This window comes from Chloroflexota bacterium, from assembly GCA_009840625.1.
Taxonomy (GTDB): Bacteria; Chloroflexota; UBA11872; order UBA11872; family VXNJ01; genus VXNJ01.
Genome location: VXNJ01000001.1, coordinates 430925 through 452222 on the forward strand (window position 1 = coordinate 430925; position 21298 = coordinate 452222).

General features: G+C 64.1%; 20 protein-coding genes and 1 tRNA gene. 6 read left to right on the forward strand and 15 right to left on the reverse strand.

All coding sequences use genetic code 11. The features are described from left to right. Positions 1–15: 15 nt before the first annotated feature. The 5 genes from F4X41_01900 to F4X41_01920 all read right to left on the reverse strand — a co-directional run bounded on the left by F4X41_01900 (position 16) and on the right by F4X41_01920 (position 4511). Positions 16–92 (reverse strand) — tRNA-Arg (locus F4X41_01900). After that, positions 83–727 carry a CPBP family intramembrane metalloprotease gene (locus tag F4X41_01905; protein ID MYB15778.1) on the reverse strand — a complete coding sequence of 215 codons (645 nt, stop codon included), beginning with the start codon at positions 725–727 and terminating at the stop codon, positions 83–85. Before F4X41_01905 ends, F4X41_01900 begins: the two co-directional genes overlap by 10 nt. A 2-nt stretch (positions 728–729) precedes the next feature. After that, on the reverse strand, positions 730–1932 hold the full coding sequence (locus F4X41_01910) for an MFS transporter (GenBank protein MYB15779.1): 1203 nt from the start codon (positions 1930–1932) through the stop codon (positions 730–732). 113 nt (positions 1933–2045) lie between these two features. Continuing rightward, positions 2046–3242 carry an MFS transporter gene (locus tag F4X41_01915; protein MYB15780.1) on the reverse strand — a complete coding sequence of 399 codons (1197 nt, stop codon included), beginning with the start codon at positions 3240–3242 and terminating at the stop codon, positions 2046–2048. Positions 3243–3392: 150 nt separating this feature from the next. After that, positions 3393–4511 (reverse strand): MFS transporter, encoded by a 1119-nt coding sequence (locus tag F4X41_01920; protein MYB15781.1) that lies wholly within the window; start codon positions 4509–4511, stop codon positions 3393–3395. A gap of 163 nt (positions 4512–4674) precedes the next feature. Here F4X41_01920 and F4X41_01925 point away from each other — a divergent pair, with 163 nt between their 5' ends. From F4X41_01925 to F4X41_01935, 3 genes are read left to right on the forward strand one after another with little or no spacing between them, the layout of a single operon-like run. Next, positions 4675–6045: a DUF521 domain-containing protein gene (locus tag F4X41_01925; protein ID MYB15782.1), complete on the forward strand. Its 1371-nt coding sequence runs from the start codon at positions 4675–4677 to the stop codon at positions 6043–6045. Positions 6046–6059: 14 nt separating this feature from the next. Further along, a complete protein-coding gene (locus F4X41_01930) occupies positions 6060–6473 on the forward strand; it encodes a DUF126 domain-containing protein (protein ID MYB15783.1) in 414 nt (137 codons plus the stop codon). A 46-nt stretch (positions 6474–6519) separates the two neighbouring features. After that, positions 6520–7974, forward strand: coding sequence for a sulfatase-like hydrolase/transferase (locus F4X41_01935; GenBank protein MYB15784.1), 1455 nt, complete (start codon positions 6520–6522; stop codon positions 7972–7974). Positions 7975–7986: 12 nt separating this feature from the next. Here the strand turns inward: F4X41_01935 and phoU are convergent, their stop codons facing one another. The 8 genes from phoU to F4X41_01975 form a co-directional block, all read right to left on the reverse strand. After that, the gene (gene phoU, locus F4X41_01940; protein ID MYB15785.1) at positions 7987–8679 is read right to left on the reverse strand and encodes a phosphate signaling complex protein PhoU; all 693 of its coding nucleotides are present in this window, start codon (positions 8677–8679) and stop codon (positions 7987–7989) included. Continuing rightward, positions 8676–9527 carry a phosphate ABC transporter ATP-binding protein gene (gene pstB / locus F4X41_01945; protein ID MYB15786.1) on the reverse strand — a complete coding sequence of 284 codons (852 nt, stop codon included), beginning with the start codon at positions 9525–9527 and terminating at the stop codon, positions 8676–8678. Before pstB ends, phoU begins: the two co-directional genes overlap by 4 nt. After that, positions 9524–10411, reverse strand: a complete 888-nt coding sequence (pstA, locus tag F4X41_01950; protein ID MYB15787.1) for a phosphate ABC transporter permease PstA — start codon at positions 10409–10411, stop codon at positions 9524–9526. The genes pstB and pstA overlap by 4 nt, the downstream gene beginning before the upstream one ends. Then, positions 10408–11325: a phosphate ABC transporter permease subunit PstC gene (gene pstC / locus F4X41_01955; protein ID MYB15788.1), complete on the reverse strand. Its 918-nt coding sequence runs from the start codon at positions 11323–11325 to the stop codon at positions 10408–10410. The genes pstA and pstC overlap by 4 nt, the downstream gene beginning before the upstream one ends. A 129-nt stretch (positions 11326–11454) precedes the next feature. After that, positions 11455–12381, reverse strand: a complete 927-nt coding sequence (locus F4X41_01960) for a PstS family phosphate ABC transporter substrate-binding protein (protein ID MYB15789.1) — start codon at positions 12379–12381, stop codon at positions 11455–11457. 178 nt (positions 12382–12559) lie between these two features. Next, complete coding sequence (locus tag F4X41_01965) at positions 12560–13882, reverse strand: PAS domain S-box protein (GenBank protein MYB15790.1); 1323 nt, start codon at positions 13880–13882, stop codon at positions 12560–12562. A gap of 6 nt (positions 13883–13888) precedes the next feature. Next, positions 13889–14605 (reverse strand): response regulator transcription factor, encoded by a 717-nt coding sequence (locus F4X41_01970; GenBank protein MYB15791.1) that lies wholly within the window; start codon positions 14603–14605, stop codon positions 13889–13891. 52 nt (positions 14606–14657) lie between these two features. Beyond that, positions 14658–15776 carry a L,D-transpeptidase gene (locus F4X41_01975; GenBank protein ID MYB15792.1) on the reverse strand — a complete coding sequence of 373 codons (1119 nt, stop codon included), beginning with the start codon at positions 15774–15776 and terminating at the stop codon, positions 14658–14660. Between the two features lie 156 nt (positions 15777–15932). On the opposite strand from F4X41_01975, the gene F4X41_01980 reads away from it, so the two are divergent. Beyond that, positions 15933–16862, forward strand: a complete 930-nt coding sequence (locus F4X41_01980; protein ID MYB15793.1) for an aldo/keto reductase — start codon at positions 15933–15935, stop codon at positions 16860–16862. Between the two features lie 40 nt (positions 16863–16902). On the opposite strand, the gene F4X41_01985 is transcribed toward F4X41_01980, so the two are convergent. Further along, positions 16903–17511, reverse strand: a complete 609-nt coding sequence (locus tag F4X41_01985; GenBank protein MYB15794.1) for a PspC domain-containing protein — start codon at positions 17509–17511, stop codon at positions 16903–16905. Then, on the reverse strand, positions 17471–18190 hold the full coding sequence (locus F4X41_01990) for an SDR family NAD(P)-dependent oxidoreductase (protein ID MYB15795.1): 720 nt from the start codon (positions 18188–18190) through the stop codon (positions 17471–17473). Before F4X41_01990 ends, F4X41_01985 begins: the two co-directional genes overlap by 41 nt. A gap of 165 nt (positions 18191–18355) precedes the next feature. Between F4X41_01990 and F4X41_01995 the strand changes: the two genes are divergently transcribed. Both F4X41_01995 and F4X41_02000 read left to right on the forward strand, forming a co-directional pair. Then, positions 18356–19786 (forward strand): sulfatase-like hydrolase/transferase, encoded by a 1431-nt coding sequence (locus F4X41_01995; protein ID MYB15796.1) that lies wholly within the window; start codon positions 18356–18358, stop codon positions 19784–19786. Between the two features lie 55 nt (positions 19787–19841). Next, a complete protein-coding gene (locus F4X41_02000) occupies positions 19842–21257 on the forward strand; it encodes a sulfatase-like hydrolase/transferase (protein MYB15797.1) in 1416 nt (471 codons plus the stop codon). Positions 21258–21298 lie beyond the last annotated feature (41 nt).

Consider the following 21298-nt stretch of genomic DNA (forward strand, 5'->3'; position numbering starts at 1 on the left):
CCGGGCGCTTTCGGGTGGCGTCCTCGAGAGGATTCGAACCTCCGACCTTATGGTCCGCAACCATACGCTCTATCCGGCTGAGCTACGAGGACAAGTTTGCGGCCGCCAACGAGCGGCGCAATTTTAAGGGCGGGCCGGTGACGAACAGGGCCAGGTCGGCCACCGAGTGGGCGATTATCGGAGCCAGCAGCGATCCGGTCCATTCAAAGAGCAGCCCGAAAGCGAGGCCGCCCACGGTCGCCAGGGTAATGAACCGGGGGCCGAACCCGGCGAACCAGTGGTGGAGTCCGAACACCAGCGAGGTGATCAGCAGCGCCGGCCAGAATCCCGCCCAGTCGGCCAGGATGTCCTGAACGAATGCGCGCCAGAAGATCTCCTCGGCGATCGGGTTGGTGACCAGGAAGAAAACCCCGCCGACGATAAGCCCGCCGGCGGTGTAGCGGTATTGCTGGGACGGGTAAACGAATACGAACCAGGTGCAGACGCCCATCACCGCCGCCGACGCCGCCAGGGTCAGCAACCAGCCGCTCCCGTCCATCCCGACGAGTCCCGGGAATTCGTCTTCGTAAACCGCTCGCGCGATCGGCAGTGCGACGATCGGCGGAACCCTGATCAGCAGGTCGCGCCAAAACCATGCCCAGGTGGTGGCCGCGGTTTGATAAGGGATACCGCCGATGCGGACCGGACGGTGGGCGTAGGCCTCGAGCAGGCTTCTGCGCAGAGCCATGATCACTGCCGGACCACCATCCCGGCCAGGGCGGCGCGCAGCCTGAATGCCGCCGGTACGACCATCGCCAAGAGGGCGGCGGTCAACACGAAACCGGCCTCGGGCCAGGGGGTCGCCGAAAGGAGGCCGGTGTAGAGGGCTCCGCCCACCAGGCCGAAGGAGAAGGCGACCGTCTGCAGCGCCATCGCGTTGGCGCTCTGGCCCGGCGGCGAGAGATCCCCGCCCAGGGGCACCAGGACGGTCTGGAACGCGCTCTGCGCGAACCAGTGCAGCGACGTGACCGACAGCAGCAGATACACGTTGTCCAGGAAGATGAAGCTTATGCAAGAGAGTATGGTCAGCGCCAGCAGCATCAGCAGCAGCCCGGTGCGCCCGAATAGATCCGACAGCCTCCCGACAACCAGCTGGGCCACCCCGCCGGCCATCGATCCGGCAAATGCCAGCAGGCCGACGTATTCGAGGCCGCCGCCGGCCTCGAACAGGCGCGGGCCGGCCATCAGGTTAAAGAGCGCGTAGGCCGCCCCGTGCGCCGATCGCACGTACGACATCTGCCGCAGGTTGGAGTCGCGCAAGCCGGTGAACACGTTGCCGGGGGGACGCACTCCCTCGCCCGCGCCCAGATTCGGCAGCACCTTGAGCGAGAGCAGGAACGCCGCGACCATCATCGATCCGGAAATGGCCATAAAGCGGGCGAAACCGCCTTCCCCGGTGACGAAACCGAGCACCAGTCCGGTCACCCCGATTGAGCCGAACAACAGGAACGAAACCGTGCCCGCGACCAGGCCGCGGTGCTGGGGAGGGGCGATTTCCAATATGTAGTTCTGCAGGCCCGTCCAGTGCATGGCCAGGCCCAGACCCCCGATTAGTCCCAGGGGAATACCGAGGATCAGGTTCTGCGTCAGTCCCAGGAACGCCAGGTACGCGGCCATGAGCCCCATCCCGGCCACGTAGGAGGCCTTGGATCCCCAGCGGTTTATCACCTGCAGGGCGAGCGCCCCACCCATCGTGAATGACCCGCCGTGCACGGCGATCATGATCAGGGCCGCCGAGAGGATGCCCACGTCGAACTCGGTGGCGGCAAAACTGGAGAGGAAAGACATCGTCGTCGCCCAGCCACCCGCGGCCAGGAACGTTATCGGCGCAAGCAGAACGAGGGTGCGGCGCGCCGAGCGGGTGGCCGACACCGGGCCGGTTACCTGCCGCACGCAGCTGAATTCGCGGAATTGGTCACGTCAGACCTGGGAAAGGACGCAGCGGTCGCGAATCCATGCCGGCGCGCCGGGACAAGCTCCCCTTTTGCATGGGCCGGCAATCGAATTCAGGTCGCCAGCGTGCGTTGCGGCAATAGGAACAGAGCCATCGCCACCGGCGCCAAGCAGAAGGCGACGAACAGGAACGGCAAACCGGGGTCCAGGCCCCAGAGCAGTCCGCCGGCGACCGCGCCAACGACCATTCCGACCGAAAAGGAACTGGTGTGCAAGCCGGAAAGGGTCGGCAGGTCGCGCGGAGCCACCAGGTCCCCGCATATGGCCGTTATCAGCGTTTGGTAGGCGCTCTGGGCGAACCAGTGCATCGTCGCCCCGACCAACAGCAGCAGCAGCGATGGAGCCTGCCAGAAAAACAGGCACGCGCCGATGCCGACGATCTTGGCCAAGAAAAGAAGATTGCGGCGCCCGAAGCGGTCGGAAGCGGCGCCCACCAACACTTGCGACAACCCGCCGCCGATCGCGCCGGCCGATAGGTAAAAGCCGATAGTTGCGAGGTCTTCGGTGACGTCCAGGATCACCAGCGCCGACAACAGCTGGAACATTCCGAACGAGAGCCCCATCGTGAGCCGGGCGGCGGCCGCGATCAGGTTCGCGCGCTCGGCGAGGAGACGCGGATAGTCGGCAAATGATGGTTTTGCCCCGACCGACGGCGGCGCCGGAAGATCCGGCAAAAGCAGCCAAATGGCAAGCGCCGCGGCAACCATGAATCCGCATCCGCCCAGCACCGAGGCACCCAGGCCGAACTCGGCCCCCAGATAGGTGAGCAAGGGCCCGGTCAGCCCGGGGGCCGCAACCATGACGAGGGCGTTGATCCCGGTCGCGAATCCGCGCCGGTGGGATTCGACCGCCTGAAGTATGTAGGCGGTTGTACCGGTCCAGTGGAACGGCATGACCAAGCCGGCCAATGGAGCCACCGCAAATACCTGCCAACCCTGATTAGCCACGCCAAGCAGGCATGCAAAAAGCGCCATGCCGGCGGTACCGAGCAGGTACGACTTGCGGCTCCCCCAGCGTGCCGCGAAAGTCCCGGCGTAGAGGCTGACGCCGGTGGCGATCACCTGGATGATCAGCACGGTCACGACGGCTCCGCCAACGCCGGCGTCCAAGTGGTCGCGCATCAATACCGCCAGTAGCGTCAATACCGGTAGCCAGCCGCCAACCGAAAGTGCGAAGCAGACGTTCAAGGCCACGTAGGGCCGATCGGTCAATCCGCTGCCGCGCGGGATGGAATCAGGCCCGGAAGTCATCACGTCGCACCATTTCGCGGCAACCGTGAATCTTGCCAACAGTTCGTTCTGAAGGGCCTTTCGGAGATTTGAAGGGAAGCGGAAAAGCTTCCGGATAGGTGCGGACCCAAGCGGGTTCCCGTGCCTGCACCAACGCTTCCAATCTTCCGATTAAGGCCGCAGAGTTCTGCGTGGCAAAGCCAGAACGCTGTACAGCGCCGGCGCAAACAGGGCCGCCGAGACCAGAAAGGCGACCCGGTGGTCAACCTGCCAGAGCAGGCCGGCCAAAAGGGCGCCGGCGATCATGCCGGTGGAAAACATGCTGGTGTGCAACCCGGAGATCGCCGGGATTTCGGCCGGTTGAACGAGGTCGCCGCTGATCGCTGTTATCAGCGTGTGGTAGGCAGCGTGCGAGAACGACTGCATGGCGGCGGCGAGCAGGAGCACCGACAGGATTTGCGAGTGCCAGAAAAGCAGCGACGCGCCCGCGCCGATTAGCATCGATCCGGCCAGGAGATTGCGCCGCCCGATCCGGTCCGAGAGCGACCCGACCAGGACCTGGGAGGCACCCCCGCCGATCGCCCCGGCGGTCAGGTAAAAGCCAACCGATGCAAGCTGGCCGGTAAGGTCCAGGAGCACCAGCGCCGAGAGCAGCTGGAAGACGCCGAAATTCAGGCCCGAAACCAGGCGCGCGAACGCGGCCGCCAGGTTCAGGCGATCGGAGAGCAGACGCAGGTATCCGGCGAGCGGGAACCTCTTCTGCGCGACCGCCGGGCCGGACCCCGAATCCAGCTCGGGCAGCGGGGACAGCACCACCAGCGATGAGATCGCCAGCAGGCCGGCTCCGCCCAGAATCGTCGCCCAGATTCCGATCGCTTGGCCCAGCCAGGTCAGGATCGGACCGGAAACTCCAGGCGCCAGAGTCATCACAAATGCGTTCACACCGGTCCCGGCGCCGCGGCGCGCCGGCGCAACCGCCTGCAGGAGGTAGGTGCTGGTGCCGGTCCAGAAAAAAGGAACCACCAGGCCGGCCAGCGGGGCCAGCGCGATTACGTGCCAGCCCTCCCGGATGAGGCTGAGCAGGCCGGCGAACCCCATCATCCCGGCAGTTCCGATCAGCAGGGTCAGGCGGCCGCCCCAGCGCGATGCGAACGATCCGGCAAACAGGCTCACAACCGATGCGACGGTCTGGATCACCAGGATCGTTGCCATCGCGGCCAGGACGCTCGAACCCAGATGATCGCGCATGTAAATCGCCAGAAGGGCCAGCACCGGCAGCCAGCCGCCCATCGCGAGGGCCTGCGAAAGGGAAAAGACCACATACGGTCGGTCGCGGAGCCGGCCCGCCGACGATTGAGCTTGCAAATTGCCTCGTTCGCGAAATGGGCGGATCGGCCAACGGCGCACCCCAAGCCCGACGACTCGCCGCTACGGGGCAAGGACGGTCTCGGCAATGCCGCTGCGCGCGGCGATTTCGCATTCTGGCAGATCGATCCGGCGCCGGACTGATCGGCATTGGCAAAATCTATTTGCCTGCGGCGAACCCGCCCGGGGGCAATCGCCAATGGAGCAGATTCCGACCGCAATGCGGCTCAACTCCCAAGAACAGGCAATGCTGGCCGGAGAGTCCGGCCAGGCGGCCCAACTGGCCCTGCAATTGCAGATAAAAGTGGGCGATTTCTTCGGCGCCGAGGATATGGTTCCGGTCCGGTCGGCGCACCTGGCCGCAGACGCCGAATCCTTGCGCGACTTCGGCGTCCAGTATCTGCGCTCGATCGCAGACCGGGACGGACGATTCAAGATTCCCACCACGATCAACGCCGGCGCCGCCGATCCGGACCGCCCCGGCGTGATCGGCCAGCGCCGCGTCTGGCACTCGCGCACCCGGGACATAAATGCGGCATTGGATGCGATGGGCGCGCACATGTGCCTGACCTGCGTCAATTACCAGCTGCTCGACCAACCGCACCTGGGCGAGCACCTGGCGTGGGGGGACACCGGGACCGTGATCTGGGCCAATTCGATCTGCGGGGCGCGTTCAAACTTCGAGGCCGGGCCGGCCGCACTCTGCGCTGGCATCACCGGGCGAACGCCGCGCTACGGGATGCATCTGGACGTCAACCGGCGAGCCGAGGTCCTGGTGCGGGTCAGCGCCCGCCCGCGGGGCCGCGGCCAGTGGAGTGCGCTGGGCGGGCTGGTGGGCCGCGAATTGAACGACTACTGGAGAGTCCCCTGCTTTGTCGGCGATTTCGGATCACCCAGCCCGGACGAGCTCAAGTTCTTTGGCGCCGCGCTGGCCAGCTTCGGGTCGACTCCGATGTTCCACTGGGTCGGACTGACTCCCGAAGCGCCCAGCCTTGAAGCCGCATTCGGGAGTGCATCGCCTAAGCGCACGCTGGACGTCGACGATGCCGCGATCGCCGGATTCATGCGGGAGTTCACGCCCGATTCGGACGCGGCCGATGTGGTCGCCTTCTCGGCTCCGCAGCTGTCCCCGCAGGAGATTGCCGATCTGGCGGCCCGTTTTCGCGGGCGGCGCGTCAGCGACCGGGTCCTCTGCCTGGCAACGACAAGCCCGATGGCTCGGCTGGAGGCGGAACGGCTCGGCCACGCCGGGACGCTGGCCGGCTCCGGCGTGGAGCTGATCGCCGGGACCTGCTTTTACGTAATGGCCCCCCATGAACTCGTCAGTTCACGCGGTTTCCGCACCATCGTCACCGACTCGGCCAAGCTGGCCAACATAATCTCCGGCTACGGATACCAGCCGGCCTTGCGGGGAACCGACGACTGCGTCGACGCCGCAATCACCGGGAAGATCCCGTGAGCCGGCCGCCCGACCTGGTTCTGCGGGGACGCGCCGGCGTCGGACCGTCAGTTTCCGGAGTGGCCCTGGTCTCGCAGTCCGGGTTTTCGGCCCGTTACGACCTGGATCGCGAATCGGGCGTGTTTTCGCGGCCGGCCCATGACCTGTTCGGCCAGAGCTACCTGGAACGGATCCTGGTGTTCCCTACCGCCAAGGGCGGAATCGCCACCTCCTGGATGCTGGCCGAAATGGCCTCGCGCGACATGGCGCCGCTGGGGCTGATTTTTTCGTCGACCAATCCGGTCATGGTGCAAGGTGCGGTGCTGGCCGACCTGCCGCTCATGGCCGGGCTCGATCCCGATCCGGTCGTGGCGATCAAGACCGGGGATCGGGTGGAGCTCGACCCGGCCGCGGGCCGGGTCCGCGTATGGCGGGCCGAAGGTAGTTGAATCATTTCGATCGCCGCCGCGCGGCGGGATTTGACGGGAGCACTAGGTGAATTCCGAGAAACCCAACATCCTGTTCATCACCATGGACCAGCTCCGCTACGACGCGCTGGGGGTCACCAGCGGCGGCCGGGTCAAGACCCCCAACATCGACCGGCTGGCGAGCGAAGGAGTGCTGTGCGAGAAATTCTTCGTTCACTCGCCGATGTGCCAGCCTTCGCGGGCATCGATCATCACCGGACGGTACCCGCGGGTGACGGGAGTGCGCTGGAACTGGTACAACCTGCCCGATGACCCGAACCTGGCCCGCATGCTGGACGCATCGGGGTACCACACGATGGCCATCGGCAAGATGCACTTTACGCCGATCGAGGACAACCACGGATTCAAGGACCGGGTTTACGTCGAAGGCAAGATGTTCTCCGACTACGACGAGTACCGCACGATGCTTGGCTCCAAAGGCCTGGACGGCCGCTATTTCGAGCACGTGAAGCGCTGGAACAACGTGGACAACTTCGGCGCCGAGGTCTTTCCTCTTGGAGACGAGAACTACGTCGATTCATTCATCGGCGCGCGGGGGGTCGAAATGATCGCGTCCTGCGGGGACGATCCATTCTTTGCCTGGTTTTCGTTCTGCAACCCGCACATGCCATTTGATCCGCCCGATTCGGTCGCGGACATGTACGACCCGGACGACATGGAGATCCCGCCCGATTTCTACCGTTCGCAGACCATGCGCTGGCCCGAGTACCGGACCAGCTCCGGACAGCAGGACTTCTCGCTGCTGACCGAGGAAAAACTGGCCCGGATCAAGGCCTACTACTACGCCACGATCTCGCTGGTCGACCGCGAGATCGGCCGCCTGCTGGATACGCTCGAACGCAAGGGCGTGCTGGACGAGACGGTCATCTTCTTTTTTGCCGACCACGGCGAGATGCTGGGGAACCGCGGCGTCCTCTGGAAGGGCCGCATGCTCTATGACCACATCACCCACGTGCCGCTGATAGTTCGCTACCCACGCGAATACGGCGGCGGCCAGATTGTCTCCGACATGCTCCAGGCGGTCGACCTGGTTCCGACGGTTCTGGATTTCTGCGGGGTGGACGGCCATATCGGACTGCAGGGTCAGAGTTTCAGGCGGCTGCTGGCTAAGGAACAGGTGCCCTGGCGGGACTGGGCGTTCGCCGAGTCGCTGAACATGAAGATGCTGCGCACTCATGACTGGAAACTGATCCACTACGGTTCAAAGCCCTACGGGGAGCTGTACAACCTGGCCGAAGACCCCCTGGAGCTCGACAACCTCTACGAAGACCCGGGCTGGCGCGAAAAGCGTTTCGAGCTCACCCGCCGGTTGGCCGATGTCCTGATCGAGACCGAAGACCAGTTACCGGGCCCGGCGACCGGAACCGCTTACGAAGGGCTGTCCGGGCACCATCCAGCCCAGGAATACGGCGGCCGCGATCCCGACACTTACGCATACGGAAGCCGGCGCAGCCCGCGTTGAGATACCGGCCGGCTATTGCTCCGCCTGAGGCGAATACAGCCCACCCTGGACCCCGGTAACGAAGTAGTGCGCCCGTTCGGCGATGTTGACTGAGCGGTCGGCGATCCGCTCCAGCGTGTGGGCGATCCAGATGAGATAGGTGGCGCGCCGGATGGACGCGGGGTCTTCGATCATGTAGGAGAGCAATTCGCGCAGCACCTGCTGGTAAAGATCGTCGATCTCGTCGTCCCTGTGCCGAACCGAGAATGCGCGATCGACGTCGCGTTCGGTGAACGAGAGCATTGCGGTGTGCAGCATTTCGGTGGCAATGTCCGACATCCGCGGGATGTCGATCAGCGGCTTTAGAGGCGGTTCCTGCCCCATTTGCAGACCGATCTTGGCTATTCCCTCTGCGTAGTCGCCAATCCGCTCCAGCTCGGCGGCAATCAACAGCACCGAGATGATCTGCCGCAGGTCCGCAGCCATCGGCGCCTGCATGGCGATCAGTTCGATGCAGTGCTCCTGAATGGCCAATTCCTGCGTATCGATTTCGTCATCGTTGGCGATAACTGTCCGGGCCAGGTCCATGTCCCGGGTTCGCACCGCTTCGATGCAGTCGCGCACCGAACGTTCGACCAGATTGGCCAGGATTATCAATCGGTCCTGCGCCAGCTCCAGGTTCTTGGTGTACTCGTGGCGCTGGGCGCCGAGGGGCAAATCTCTCATCCGAACCTGCCGGTGATGTAGGCCTCGGTGCGCTCGTCGGATGGATTGGTGAAGACCTTATGGGTCTCGTCGAATTCGATCAGTTCGCCGGCGCCGCGGGCGTTGTTGAGAAAGTAGGCCGTCATGTCCGATATCCGGGCGGCCTGCTGCATGTTGTGAGTGACGATCACGATCGTGTACTTCTCGCGCAGCTCGCGGATCAGGTCCTCGATCTTGGTGGTCGCGATCGGGTCCAGCGCCGAACAGGGCTCGTCCATCAGGATCACGTCCGGCGACACCGCTATGGCGCGGGCGATGCAGAGCCGTTGCTGCTGGCCGCCGGAGAGCGCCAGCGCCGATCGCTTGAGGTCGTCCTTGACCTCGTCCCAGAGGGCCGCCTGGCGCAACGAGCGTTCAACTAATTCATCCATGTCGCCCCGGTAGCCGTTGACCTTGGGTCCGTAGGCGACGTTCTGGTAAATCGACTTTGGAAAGGGATTGGGTTTTTGGAACACCATTCCGATCTGCCGGCGCACTTCGACCGGATCTACGTTGCGCGCGAAAACATTCTGCCCGCGGTATAGCACTTCGCCTTTCACGCGCGTCCCGCGCACCATCTCGTTCATGCGGTTGAACAAGCGCAGATAGGTGCTCTTGCCGCAACCGGAAGGCCCGATGATCGCAGTCACCTGGTTGTGCGGAATAGTGAGCGTTACGCCTTCCAACGCCATCAGGCGCCCGTACCAGAAGCTGACGTTCCGGGTCGCCAGGATCGGATGCGGCCAGGCCTCCCCGTTTGGCGGCGCCGACGGCGCCGAAGCGGGCGCTTGGGCGTACCGCTGCGCGGTTCTCACGTTGGATTCGATCATCGGTTGGCCCGTTCGAATTTGTAGCGAAGTATCACGGCGGTCAGGTTCGCGCAAAGCAACACGATCAGCAAAATCACGATCCCGCCGGCGGCGAGCGAAGCAAATTCGGGGTTCGGCAGCGATACCCAGTTGAATATCTGAATCGGCAACACCGTGAAAAGGTCCATCGGGCCCTGCGGGTCAAACGCAATGTACGTCAGCGCCCCGATGGTAATCAACGGCGCGGTTTCGCCGATCGCGCGCGCCAGGGCCAATATCGTGCCGGTCAGGATCCCTGGGAGCGCCGCCGGCAGCACGGTCTTGTAGATGACTTCCCAGCGGCTGGCGCCAAGCGCGTAACCGCCCTCACGCAGCGAGTCGGGAACGGCGCGGATGGCTTCGCGTGCCGCAACGATGATGATCGGCAGCACCAGCAGCGACATCGTCAGCGCCCCGGCGACGATGCTGCGGCCCAACCCGAAAGTGCGGACGAACAATCCCAGTCCGAGTAGCCCGTAAACGACCGAGGGCACGCCGGCGAGATTGGCGACGTTTATCTGGATGAAGCGGGTGATCCAGTTCTCCGGCGCGTACTCCTCAAGGTATATCGCCGATGCGACCCCCAGCGGGAACGAGATCAGGGCGGTGAACGCGATCAGCCAGAGGCTGCCCAGCAGCGCCGAGCGCAAACCCGATTCTTCAGGGAAGCGCGATGGAAAGCTGGTCAGGAATGCCAGGTCGATTTCGGGCAGGCCGCGCGAGAAGACGTCCAGCAGCAACGAGGCCAGGACGGCCAGCGCCAGCACAACCGAAATCAGCGTCGTCGCATAGAAGATCCAGGTCTTTACGGTCCGCCACCCGATCGAGCGTCGGGCCGCGGCAACCGAACCTTCCGGCGATCTCATTCGTACACCTCGCGAAACCGCCGAACGAGCCAGTCGCCAAGCAGATTCATCACGAAAGTCATGGCGAACAGCAGCGTGCCGACGGCAAATATCGTCTGGTACTCGATCGTGCCCTGTGGCGTATCGCCCAGCGATACCTGCACGATGTAAGCGGTCATCGTTTCCATCGAATTGAGCAGGTCAAACCCCAAGCGGGGCTGCTGACCGGCGGCGATCGAGACGATCATCGTTTCCCCGATCGCCCTGGAGATCGAAAGTATCACCGCGGCCAGGATGCCCGAGAGGGCCGCCGGGACGATCACCTTGACCGCAGTCTCCAGCTTGGTTGCACCCAGCGCGTACGAACCCTCACGCAGGCCGACCGGGACTGCTTGCAACGCGTCCTCGGTAATCGAGGCCATCATCGGCAGGATCATGAAACCCATCACGATGCCGGCCGAGAGGACGTTGAATATTCCCGCGTCGGGAAATATCTCCCGCAGGATGGGTGTGACGAACAACAATGCGAAATATCCGTAAACCACGGTCGGGATTCCGGCCAGTACTTCAAGGGCCGGCTTCAGGACGGTGCGCAACTGGGGTGCCGCCACTTCGGACATGAAGATCGCCGCAAGGAGCCCAAGCGGAACTGCGATCAGCATCGCCACCAGCGCCACCGCCAGCGTGCCGTTTACCAGCGGCAGCACGCCGAAGTGTTTGGATACGAATAACGGTGTCCAGCGGGTGCCGGTCAGAAACTCGACCGGCGAAACCTGGGTGAAGAACTGGAACGTCTCGCCCAGCAAGGTAAAGATGATCCCGGCAGTGGTGAGCACCGAGACCGCCGCAGCCGCGAAAAGGACTGATCGCACCGCCCCCTCTACCAGGATTCGCTTGCGCTTGGGCGAGAGGTCTACGGTTTGTTGCTGTTGCATTGTCACCCGGTCAGGCGGCGGCGGTTGGCCGCGCCATAGGATTTTGCGTTCGGGGATTTCCCGATCGCCCGCAGACCCGAGCGGCGGCCGCGGACTGGAGTCGCCGCGAGCCGCCGGTTCGCGGCGCTACTAGCGGCTTTCAAATTTTTCAAGTTGTTCGGCGTACATTTCATCGGGCATGGCCACGTAACCGACATCCGCGGCTACGTGTTTGGCGTTTTCCAGGTAGAAGTGGATGAATTCCTCCACTTCGGGGCGCTCGGCCGCCTGGTTGCTCACATAGAAGAACAGCGGTCGCGAGAGCGGCGCGTAGGTCCCGTCGTTTACGGTGGTCTCGGAAGGCGATACGCAGCCGTTGCCGCCATCTACGGGGACGAGCTTCAAGCGATCGGCGTTGGCGGCGTAATAAGCCAGGCCGAGAAATCCGGTGGCGCTGGCATCACCGGCGATCCCCTGAACCAGGACATTGTCATCCTCGGACGGGGTGAAATCGCCGCGGCTGTGGCCCTCTTCGCCGTTTATCACCTCGGTGAAGAAATCAAACGTCCCCGAATCCACGCCCGGGCCGTAGAGGACGAGGCCGCGATCCGGAAAGCCATCGCGGACCTGAGACCAACTGGTGATTTTTTCTTCGGCCTCGGGGTCCCAGATCCTCTTCAATTCGTCGACGGTGAGACAGTCGACCCAGTCGGCGGCCGGGTTGGCGAGCACCGCGAGCCCGTCGAACGCAACTGTGAGCTCGGTGAAATCGACCCCGTTTTCGGTGCAGACCGCAGTTTCCGATTCCTTGATCGTGCGCGATGCGTTTGACAGGTCGGTTTCTCCGATGCAGAACTTCTTGAAACCGCCCCCGGAGCCCGAAATACCCACCGGGATCCGCACATTGGGATGGAGCTTTACGAATTCTTCCGCAACCGCCTGGGTAACCGGGCCGACAGTCGACGAACCGTCGGCCAGAATCGTGCCGCTCAGCCCTGATCCAGCGGTCAAATTCTGGTCACTCATGGCGTCGGAACCAGCGCTCGGGGAAGCCTCATCCGGGTCGCAAGCGGCCATGGCGGTGAAGGCGGCCAGGGCTCCTGTAGCGGCCAGCAGACTGCGCCTTGAAAGCTGGGTCATTGCTCGTCCGGTTGTGGCTGAAACTGAATTGCCAGCCCAAAGTTAGGTGACGACGCCGGCCTGTCGTCGGGGCAATGTCAACGCTGCGTCAATTCGCAGCTAGCGGCCCGTCAAACTAGCCTCCGCCCAGATTTGAGCCCCTTCGATCGGGAACCGACAGAATGAATTCGGATCCGCTGCCGACGCCGGCAGAGAGTACCTGGATGTCTCCGTCATGCAACTCGACCAGTTGCCGGGCAATGCTGAGGCCCAGTCCCGATCCGGCTGCGGTTCGAGCCGGATCGCCTTTGTAGAAACGCTCGAAAATCCGTTCCTGAATCGCCGGATCGATACCGCAGCCTTCGTCGATCACGCGGATCCGGACAATGTCCTGCCGACGGTCGCCCACAACCCGTACCGACTTGCCCGGCGGCGTGAATTTCAATGCGTTCAGGAGCAGATTGGCGACGGCTATCTCGAGCTTGGCCTGATCGGCTTGAACCGGCAGGGAGCCCGCGATCTCCACAGTCAATTCCACCTGCGCGCGTCGCGCGACCGGATGCAACCGGCTTGCCAATTCGGACACCAACTGGGATAGGTCGACTCGCTGCCAATCCATCTGGTTGTCGATCGCATCTGCCCGGGCGGCGGCTATTACGCTCTCGGTCAACTCGATGAGCCGGTCGGCCTCCGAATCGATCCTGGCCAGGAAGTCGTCGCGGAATCGGCGCTGGTCGACGGCCCCGCCGAGCAGGGCTTCGCAAAGCGATTTGATCGCCGCGACCGGCGTCCGCAGATCGTGCGAAATATTGGCAATCAGATCGCGCTGCGCCGCCCGTTGCCCCTCGATTGCGGTCACGTCCTGGAGGATCAACAGCACCCGGGATACGGTCCCGACCGCGATCGGGGTGGCCACAACCTGGAGGATCAAATCAGGATGAACCGGGCGCACTATCCGGCGTTGGGTGCCCGTCCCCTCGCGAACCCGGCCGACCAGATCGACAATCTCGACGTCTCGCGCCAGGCGGGTAAGGGTGAGTCCGCCACTTTCGGCGCTTTCGATGCCGAAAATTCTGCTCGCCGCCGCGTTAATCACCTCGACCCGGTCGTCGCCGTCTATGACCACCACGCCGTCCGCCATGTTCTCGAGCAAATGCCGCAGGTCCCGCGCCATCGCTTCGCCACGTCCGATCCGACGGGCGATTCGGTCGGCCAATTGCGGGTATTCGCCGATCGAGGCGGCCCCGAATCCCAATCTCCGGGAGACCGAGCCAATTGCGGCCAATCGGCGACCGAGCCAGCGCCTGGCAATGGCGGCGCCGGCCGCCGCGGCCAGCGCCGCCAGCACCAGTGCCGCGAATGCCGGCTGCGGCGCGACCCACCCTTGCGAAGTGATCCCAAGCAGGGTCCCCAATAGGATCCCCGCCGGAATGGCCAGCCAGATCCAGCGGTCGATCAAGCAACCCTAGGGGCGAGCGTAGCGGTACCCCGAACCGCGTACCGTTTGAATTCGTCTCGGATTGGTCGGGTCGGGTTCGATCTTGTGCCGCAACAGGCTGATATGGACCCTGACCGTGCGAGTGTCCTCGGTAAAGTCGTGTCCCCAGACTTGGCGAATCAGGTCCTCGGACGAAATGACGCGTCCGCGATTGGCCAGCAAATGCTCCAGCAGATCGAATTCCTTGGGTCGCAACTCGACCGTTTCGCCGCCAATTTCAAGCCGCATGCCGGCACGGTCCAACACCAGATCGCCGTCGACGAGCGAGGAGTCGGATCGGCGCGATTCGAGTTCGCCCAGAAGCAGCGCGTGGCGGCGCAACAGCGCCTTGATGCGGGCCTGCAATTCGCGGACTGAAAAGGGCTTGGTGACGTAGTCGTCGGCCCCGATCTCAAGCCCGACCACTCGGTCGATCTCATCGTCGCGGGCGGTCAGCATGACGACTGGGACGCTTGAGTTTGCGCGAATCTCGCGACAGGCTTCGAACCCGTCCATGCCGGGCAGCATCACATCCAGTAGGACCAGATCAACCGCGGTCTGCCGAAGGTGGTCCAGGCCCTCCTCAGCGCTTGCGCAGGCGTGGATCCTGAACCCGGACTGGCGCAGGTTGTAACGCAAAGAGGCGACCAGGTTGGGCTCATCGTCAACCAGCAGGATTCGCGGCGCCGGATCCGATCGGCTCATTGAAGGCAAGTCGTCGACGCACGGGCAATTACCGGCCCGCGCCGGCCGCCGGTCAGAAGTGTATGTCTATCCTGGTGCCCACCTGGCAGAACTCATAGGTAAGCGCCGAGTCCGGCAGGCGCATATTGAGACAGCCGTGCGAGCGCCGGGTTCCGAAGTCGTCGTGCCAGTAAGCGTAATGGAACGCGTGGCCTTCCCAGGTGAAGTAGACGGTGTTGTAGATATTGCTTATGTCGTAGAACTCCTGGGTGCCCCAGAGGCCGGTCATGCGCTCCGTCTTGACCTTGCGGTTCACGTGAAAACTGCCCAGCGGAGTCTCAAATAGGTCTTTGCCCGAGGAGGTCGTGTACTGGAACACCGGGCCTTCGGCAGAGTGCAGAGTGACCAGTTGAGTGGCAAGGTTCACGTCAACCCAGCGCCCTCGCAGCGGACCCAGCGATGGAAGAAATTCCGTCGGGTCGTACAGCCGGGCGCCCTTGCGCGGCGCTACACCCGCTTGCGGGAGACCGTAGGCCGCCGCCAGCGAGCGTCCGATGGGCAGAGGGTGTGGCGACTGCCCATCCTTGGCGACTGCGACGACCTTCTGGAACGGTTGCAGGATTGTTTCCTCGTCGAGCCGATACGCCCAGTCGATCGGGTCGCCCCAGGCGAACACCCCGCCGGTGTCGCGATGCCAGTCGGCAAATGCCGGATGCATCCCGACGCTAGGTTCCCAGGGAATGTCGGCCTCGGTGAAGTCGCGCACCAGGGAGGTCAGTTGATAGGCGCGCCGGTTTATCCAGTCCGAACCGGCCGCCAGAGACCGGACCCCGGTTAATTCAGGCGAATCCGGATCGGTTATCAACGCCCCGAATTCAAAGAACTGAACGGTCTGCGGTCCGCGCGCTTGCGATTCGGATACCGGCCACCCAAACGTTTCGTTGGCGCCGTAGCGCGACCAGTGGTCCAGGACCGAGCCGCTGACATTGTGGCCGGTCTGAGGGACATAGACGATGTTTTCGCGGTCCCGCGGAGTCGTCTCTTCTGCTGCGGCCGGGGTCAATAGCGCGGCCCACGCCGGTTGGGCGGCGGCGGCCAGCCCGGCGGCAGCGCCGGCGGCGGCCAGTCCCAGCAGGCGGCGGCGACCCAGGCGTTGGTCCGGAAGCTGGATCAGGTGGCGGGATTCACCCATGGTCAGGGGCGTTCGCTCCATTGCCGGAATAGCTTGCAACTCTCCCCAGAATTATTATCAAGAAGGCTGCAACCCGGGCATTGCCGGTTGCCCGTACCCTCCTCACCGGTCAGACCATTGTTGCGCCCGATAACTCCGCCGGGAAAGGCCGAACCGATGATTCCAAAGCGCCGATTCGGCCGTCACGAAGACGAGGTGACGATCGTTGCCGTGGGATGCGGGCACATTGTCCGCCCCGGCACGACCTTTGAGCAATCGGTGGCGATCGTCCGGGCTGCGATAGACCGCGGTGTCAACTTCATCGATACCGCCTGGGACTACGGCGAGGGCTCCAGCGAATTGCGGGTCGGCGCCGCAATCGAAGGGCGCCGCGAAGATCTTTTCCTGGCCACCAAGGTCTGCGCACGCGACCGCGTCAGCGCGGAAGCGCAAATCGATGAATCGCTGGATCGTTTGCGGACCGATCACGTCGATCTGCTTTCGCTGCATGAGATCAATTACGACAACGATCCCGAATGGTGCTTTGCCCCGGATGGCGCCTTCGAGGCCCTGCTCGACGCCCGGGCCCAGGGCAAGACCCGGTACATCGGTTTCACTGGCCACAAGCATCCCGCGATCCTGGTGGAGATGCTGGGACGCTTTGACGGCTGGGATGCGGTGCAGATGCCGATCAACGTTTACGACGCCTCCTACCGCAGCTTCATCAATCAGGTGCTGCCGATCATTACCGAGCGCTCAATGGCCTGCATCGGCATGAAGTCGCTTGGCGGCAACGGGCAATTCATCAGGGACGGCGGCCTGACTGCGCAGGAATGCAGGCGGTTCGCCCTTTCGCAGCCCATAACTACGCTCAGCTGCGGCTTGACCAGCCTCGAGGACGTCGACCAGGACGTCGCCATCGGGGAGAACTTCGAGCCGTTCACCCCTGCAGAGATGCGTGAATTTGCCCACCGCGTACGCAATGAGGCCCGCGACGGCCGCCACGAATGGTTCAAGACCAACAACTTCTTTGACAACTGGTACCACCGCGAGCAGCACGGATACCCGGAGGTTGCCGACGTGCGCAGCGCGCTGGGCCTCAAGTGAGCGGTTGAACCGGCCCCGTGCCGGCTGAAGGTGTGGCCGCTTAGCGGCGCAAACGCGAAAACACGAGCATGGCGCCGGCCACGATCAGAAGCACCGGCCAGAACCGCAGCGCCAGGTTGATCAGATCTCCGACATACGACCAGAACTGCAGCGAAACCCAGTTGTCCAGCAGGAACAACGCCCCGACGACGATCAGGGCGACGCCGGCGATTACCGGCCCATTTGACGGTCGCCGCGCCGCGGCCGGCCGGGCGGCGGCGGGTTCGGAGCCGGCGGACGCATCCGGGGTGGAATCCGCCGCCTTGGGCGCCGGATCGGGCCGGCTGGGTTCAGCGGTGCCGACCAGTACCTCTGATCGCTGCGGCACGATCGCCCACATGGCAAGGTAGGCCAGCAGGCCGACGCCGGACGTAACCAGGACGACCAGCACCCAGAGCAGCCGCACCAGGGTCGGGTCTATGCCCAGCCCCTCAGCCAGACCGCCGGCCACGCCGGAGATCTTGCGATCGTCTTCGCTGCGAAAGAGCCGGAACCCGGATCCGCCTGGACTGCTCACGATCCTGGCCCTGCCAAGGAGGGCGGATTGGACCGGGCCGGGGGGTGGGGAATCACCATTCGACCGGCTGACCATCGAAGAAGAATTCGCCATTGGGGCCGTCCGCCGGCAGTTGGGTCAGTGGTACGATGCCGGCGGCGGCGGTCGCAACGTCACGGTCGGCATCGGGACCGCCCATGTCCGTGCGCACCCACCCCGGGGTGGCCGAGTTGACCTTGATGTCGGCGTCTCCGACCAGATCGGCGAACACCCGCGTGACCGCGTTGGCGGCGGCTTTCGAGATCCGGTAGGCCGGATGCCGCGAGGTCATGCGGGCCAGCGATCCGGCGCCGGAGGTCACATTCACGATCCGCCCGTACCCCTGGTCCTGCATGACCGGAAACGCCGCGCGGCAAACCCGGTAGACGCCGAGCGCATTTACCTGAAAGCTGTCCAGCAGGGTCGCGTCGGTCGTCTCCAGCACGGCGGACGCTCCCGGCGCGGGCGCCTCGTCGAGCAGCGCTCCGGCGTTGTTCACCAGCACGTCCAGCCGTCCGCAGGCGCCGAGCACGAAATCGATTGCGCGATCCACCGTGAACCGCTTGGTGACGTCCATCGGGCAGTAGAGAACCTCGATGCCATCGACCGCCAATTGCTGGACCGCCACCGCACCCAGGCGCTCGTCGCGCGAGGAGAGAACGGTCTTGAAGCCGGAACCGGCCAGCTGCCGGCAGAGCTGCAGCCCGATTCCGCGGTTGGCGCCGGTAACTAAAGCCACCCTGGTCTGGTTCATTGCCTTGCGTCCCGGTCTGCTATCGCCATCAACTTGATCGCCCGGTCAATTTTGCAGATTGGTCCCTGGCAATGTCGGCAATTCCGGCCCGGCCGGCCCGGCCACCTTTTAATATGGCGGGCCAGCGCGGCCCATCGCCCCCAGAATCCCCCGAGAGCAGGGTAAATGGACCGACCCAATTTCCTCATCATCATGTCCGATGAGCACAACCCTGCCTACAGTTCGGTTTATGGCCACCCGACGGTGCAGACTCCCAATCTCGACCGCCTGGCGGCACAGGGGGCCACGTTTGATAACGCCTACTGCAACTCGCCGCTGTGCGTGCCGTCGCGGGCATCCTTCATGTCCGGCCGATACGTGCACGAGGTTGAAGTCTGGGACAACGCCAACACCCTGCGCACCGACCAGATCACCTGGGCGCACCGGCTCAATTCGCTCGGCTACGACACGGCCCTGTGCGGCAAGATGCACTTCGTCGGGCCCGACCAGATGCACGGTTTCAAGCATCGACTGCTGGAGGATATCCACGGTGGCGGGACGACCACCGGGCGGCTGCCCGATTGGTCGACGGGCGGTCACTTCGGCGACACGATCGACAATGCCCGCCGGCTAACCGAGGTCCCGCGATCGGGCGATTACTTCCATCTCCGGTACGACGACGAGGTGGCCACTCGCACGGTCGAATTCCTTTCCCAGCCGGACCGGCGCGATCGCCCGTTCGCGATCTGCGCATCCATATTCACGCCGCACTTCCCCTTCATCGCCCGCGACCAGCACTATTACAAGTACTACGCCGACAACGTCGAGATGCCCCGGCTTGGCGCTGGCGATCTGGGCACGCTGCACCCGCAGAACGAACGATTGCTGGACGTGTTCCAATCCCGCGACATTCCGGTCGAACAAGTGCGCAAGGCGCGGGCCGCCTATTACGGCATGTGCACATTCGCCGACGAGAAGATCGGTCAGATGGTCGACGCCCTTGATTACCTGGGATTGGGCGATAACACCGTGGTGATCTACGTGGCCGATCACGGTGAGCAGCTGGGCGAAAAAGGGCTGTGGTACAAGTGCGGTTTCTACGATGCCTCGACCAAGATTCCATTCCTGGTGCGCTGGCCCGGGGTCACGTCTCCGGGCAGTCGTTTCAAGCGCGTTACGTCGCTCCTGGACGTGGTCAAGACGGTACTGGAGGGCGCAGGCGCCGACAGTGAGCTCTGTCACGGTACCTCGCTCCTGCCGCTACTTTCGGGCGAGGAGTCTGACGGTGGCGGCGAGGCGATATGTGACTACTACGCGCACGGATCGATAGCCCCCGGTCGCAGCATCCGCCAGGGCCGCTTCAAGCTCAATTACTACCATGGCGAACGGCCCGAATTGTTCGACCTGGAGGACGATCCCGAAGAGGTCTCAGACCTTGCCGCCGATCCCGCCCACGCTGGGACCGTGCAGCGATTGACGGCGGCCGCGCTGAAGGATTGGGATCCGGATGAGATCTCGCGCCGCGTAGTCCACTCGCAGCAGTCGCGATCCAAGCTCGTAGGCGCGCTCGGCGACCAGCCCTGGGGGCAACCCTACCAGGGCGGCGACTTCGCCTGATCGCTCCCTAGCCCGCCGCACCGACAACTCCCAGTTCAACTCCGAAGGCACGCCAATGCCAAAGCGACCCAACATCCTGGTGGTGATGAGCGACGAACACTCGCGCAGTTTCACCGAGCCCTACGGCCATCCATTCGTCAAGTCACCCCACATGCAGCGCCTTGCCGACGAGGGGACCACGTTTGTCAACGCGTACTGCAATTCGCCGATCTGCAACCCTTCGCGGGCATCGTTCATGACCGGCCAACACACCCCGCAGGTGGGGGCCTGGGACAATGCCGCCACCCTGAGCAGCGACGAGGCCACCTGGGCGCATCTGCTCAATGGGGCCGGATACGAGACCGTCCTTTGCGGAAAGATGCACTTCCAGGGCGCCGACCAGATGCACGGCTTCAAGCGCCGCATCCTGTCCGACGTCCACGGCGACGCCAACCCAAAACTGACCGCCGACTGGGTGGGCTGGCACCCTGAGAACGCGGCCGCCGACTACAGCATGTTCACCCAGGCCGGGCCGGGCGAGCACCCCTATTCGGCCTACGACGAAGTCGCCGCCGCCCAAGCCAGCACTTACATCCGCGCCCAGGAGGGTGCGGACCGTCCCTGGGCGCTGCTGGTGGGACTGATCACTCCCCACTTCCCATTCATCGCGCGCCAGAAGTACTGGGACATGTACTATCCCGAACACGCCGATCAGCCGCGCGTACCGGCTCACATAGACGACATCCACCCGCACAAGCGGCGCCTGGCGGAATGGTTCTCCTACGTGGACGTCGATCCCGAGCTGGTGGCAAGGGCCAGGGCTGCCTATTACGGACTTATCACCTATTGCGACGATTGCCTGGGTCAGATCCTGGCCGCAGTCGACGAGTCCGGCCAGGGCGAAGACACCGTAATCGTCTACACCTCCGATCACGGGGATGCGGTGGGCGAACACGGGATGTGGACCAAGCAGACTTTCTACGAGGATTCAGTCGGAGTCCCGCTGCACGTGCGTTGGCCGGGCAAGGTCGACGCCGGACGCCGCGTTAGCCAACCGGTGTCGTTGATTGACGTGACGCAAACGCTGCTCGACTGCGCCGACGTCGAAGCCCCCGACTACTGGTCTGGAGAGAGCCTGCTGGGGCTGGCCGGCGGCGGGCCCGAAGGCCCGGGCGAAGTCATCGCCGACTACACGGCGGTGGCCGCCAAGGGACCCTGCCGGATGGTGCGCGTGGGCGACCTGAAATACAACTACTACCACGGCGAGCCTGAGGAGCTGTTCGACATGGCCGCCGACCCGGACGAGCTTGTTAACCAGGTCCAGAATCCCCGCTACGCCGACGCGCTTGCCGATCTGCGCGCCCGGGCGCGCCGCGACTACGATCCCGACGAGGTCTATGCCCGCGCGCTGCGCTCGCAGCAAAACCGCCGGCTGATCAACGCCGGCCGAGCATCCAGCCCGTCCGGCTCCTGGGTTCCGGGGCGGCCTTAATGGAAACACCGCGCCCGTGAGGGCGCCAATGGGCCGCCGGT

Bases quoted from the DNA above. Each gene is read 5' to 3' on its own strand.
- F4X41_02000 (MYB15797.1), top strand. From the start codon at position 19,842: ATGCCAAAGCGACCCAACATCCTGGTGGTGATGAGCGACGAACACTCG.
- pstA (MYB15787.1), bottom strand. From the start codon at position 10,411: ATGAGATCGCCGGAAGGTTCGGTTGCCGCGGCCCGACGCTCGATCGGG.
- pstC (MYB15788.1), bottom strand. From the start codon at position 11,325: ATGCAACAGCAACAAACCGTAGACCTCTCGCCCAAGCGCAAGCGAATC.
- F4X41_01905 (MYB15778.1), bottom strand. From the start codon at position 727: ATGGCTCTGCGCAGAAGCCTGCTCGAGGCCTACGCCCACCGTCCGGTC.
- F4X41_01975 (MYB15792.1), bottom strand. From the start codon at position 15,776: ATGGGTGAATCCCGCCACCTGATCCAGCTTCCGGACCAACGCCTGGGT.
- pstB (MYB15786.1), bottom strand. From the start codon at position 9,527: ATGATCGAATCCAACGTGAGAACCGCGCAGCGGTACGCCCAAGCGCCC.
- F4X41_01985 (MYB15794.1), bottom strand. From the start codon at position 17,511: ATGGCGAATTCTTCTTCGATGGTCAGCCGGTCGAATGGTGATTCCCCA.
- F4X41_01915 (MYB15780.1), bottom strand. From the start codon at position 3,242: ATGACTTCCGGGCCTGATTCCATCCCGCGCGGCAGCGGATTGACCGAT.
- F4X41_01995 (MYB15796.1), top strand. From the start codon at position 18,356: ATGGACCGACCCAATTTCCTCATCATCATGTCCGATGAGCACAACCCT.
- F4X41_01990 (MYB15795.1), bottom strand. From the start codon at position 18,190: ATGAACCAGACCAGGGTGGCTTTAGTTACCGGCGCCAACCGCGGAATC.
- F4X41_01970 (MYB15791.1), bottom strand. From the start codon at position 14,605: ATGAGCCGATCGGATCCGGCGCCGCGAATCCTGCTGGTTGACGATGAG.
- F4X41_01920 (MYB15781.1), bottom strand. From the start codon at position 4,511: ATGGGCGGCTGGCTGCCGGTGCTGGCCCTTCTGGCGATTTACATGCGC.
- F4X41_01960 (MYB15789.1), bottom strand. From the start codon at position 12,381: ATGGCCGCTTGCGACCCGGATGAGGCTTCCCCGAGCGCTGGTTCCGAC.
- F4X41_01925 (MYB15782.1), top strand. From the start codon at position 4,675: ATGCCGCTGCGCGCGGCGATTTCGCATTCTGGCAGATCGATCCGGCGC.
- phoU (MYB15785.1), bottom strand. From the start codon at position 8,679: ATGAGAGATTTGCCCCTCGGCGCCCAGCGCCACGAGTACACCAAGAAC.
- F4X41_01980 (MYB15793.1), top strand. From the start codon at position 15,933: ATGATTCCAAAGCGCCGATTCGGCCGTCACGAAGACGAGGTGACGATC.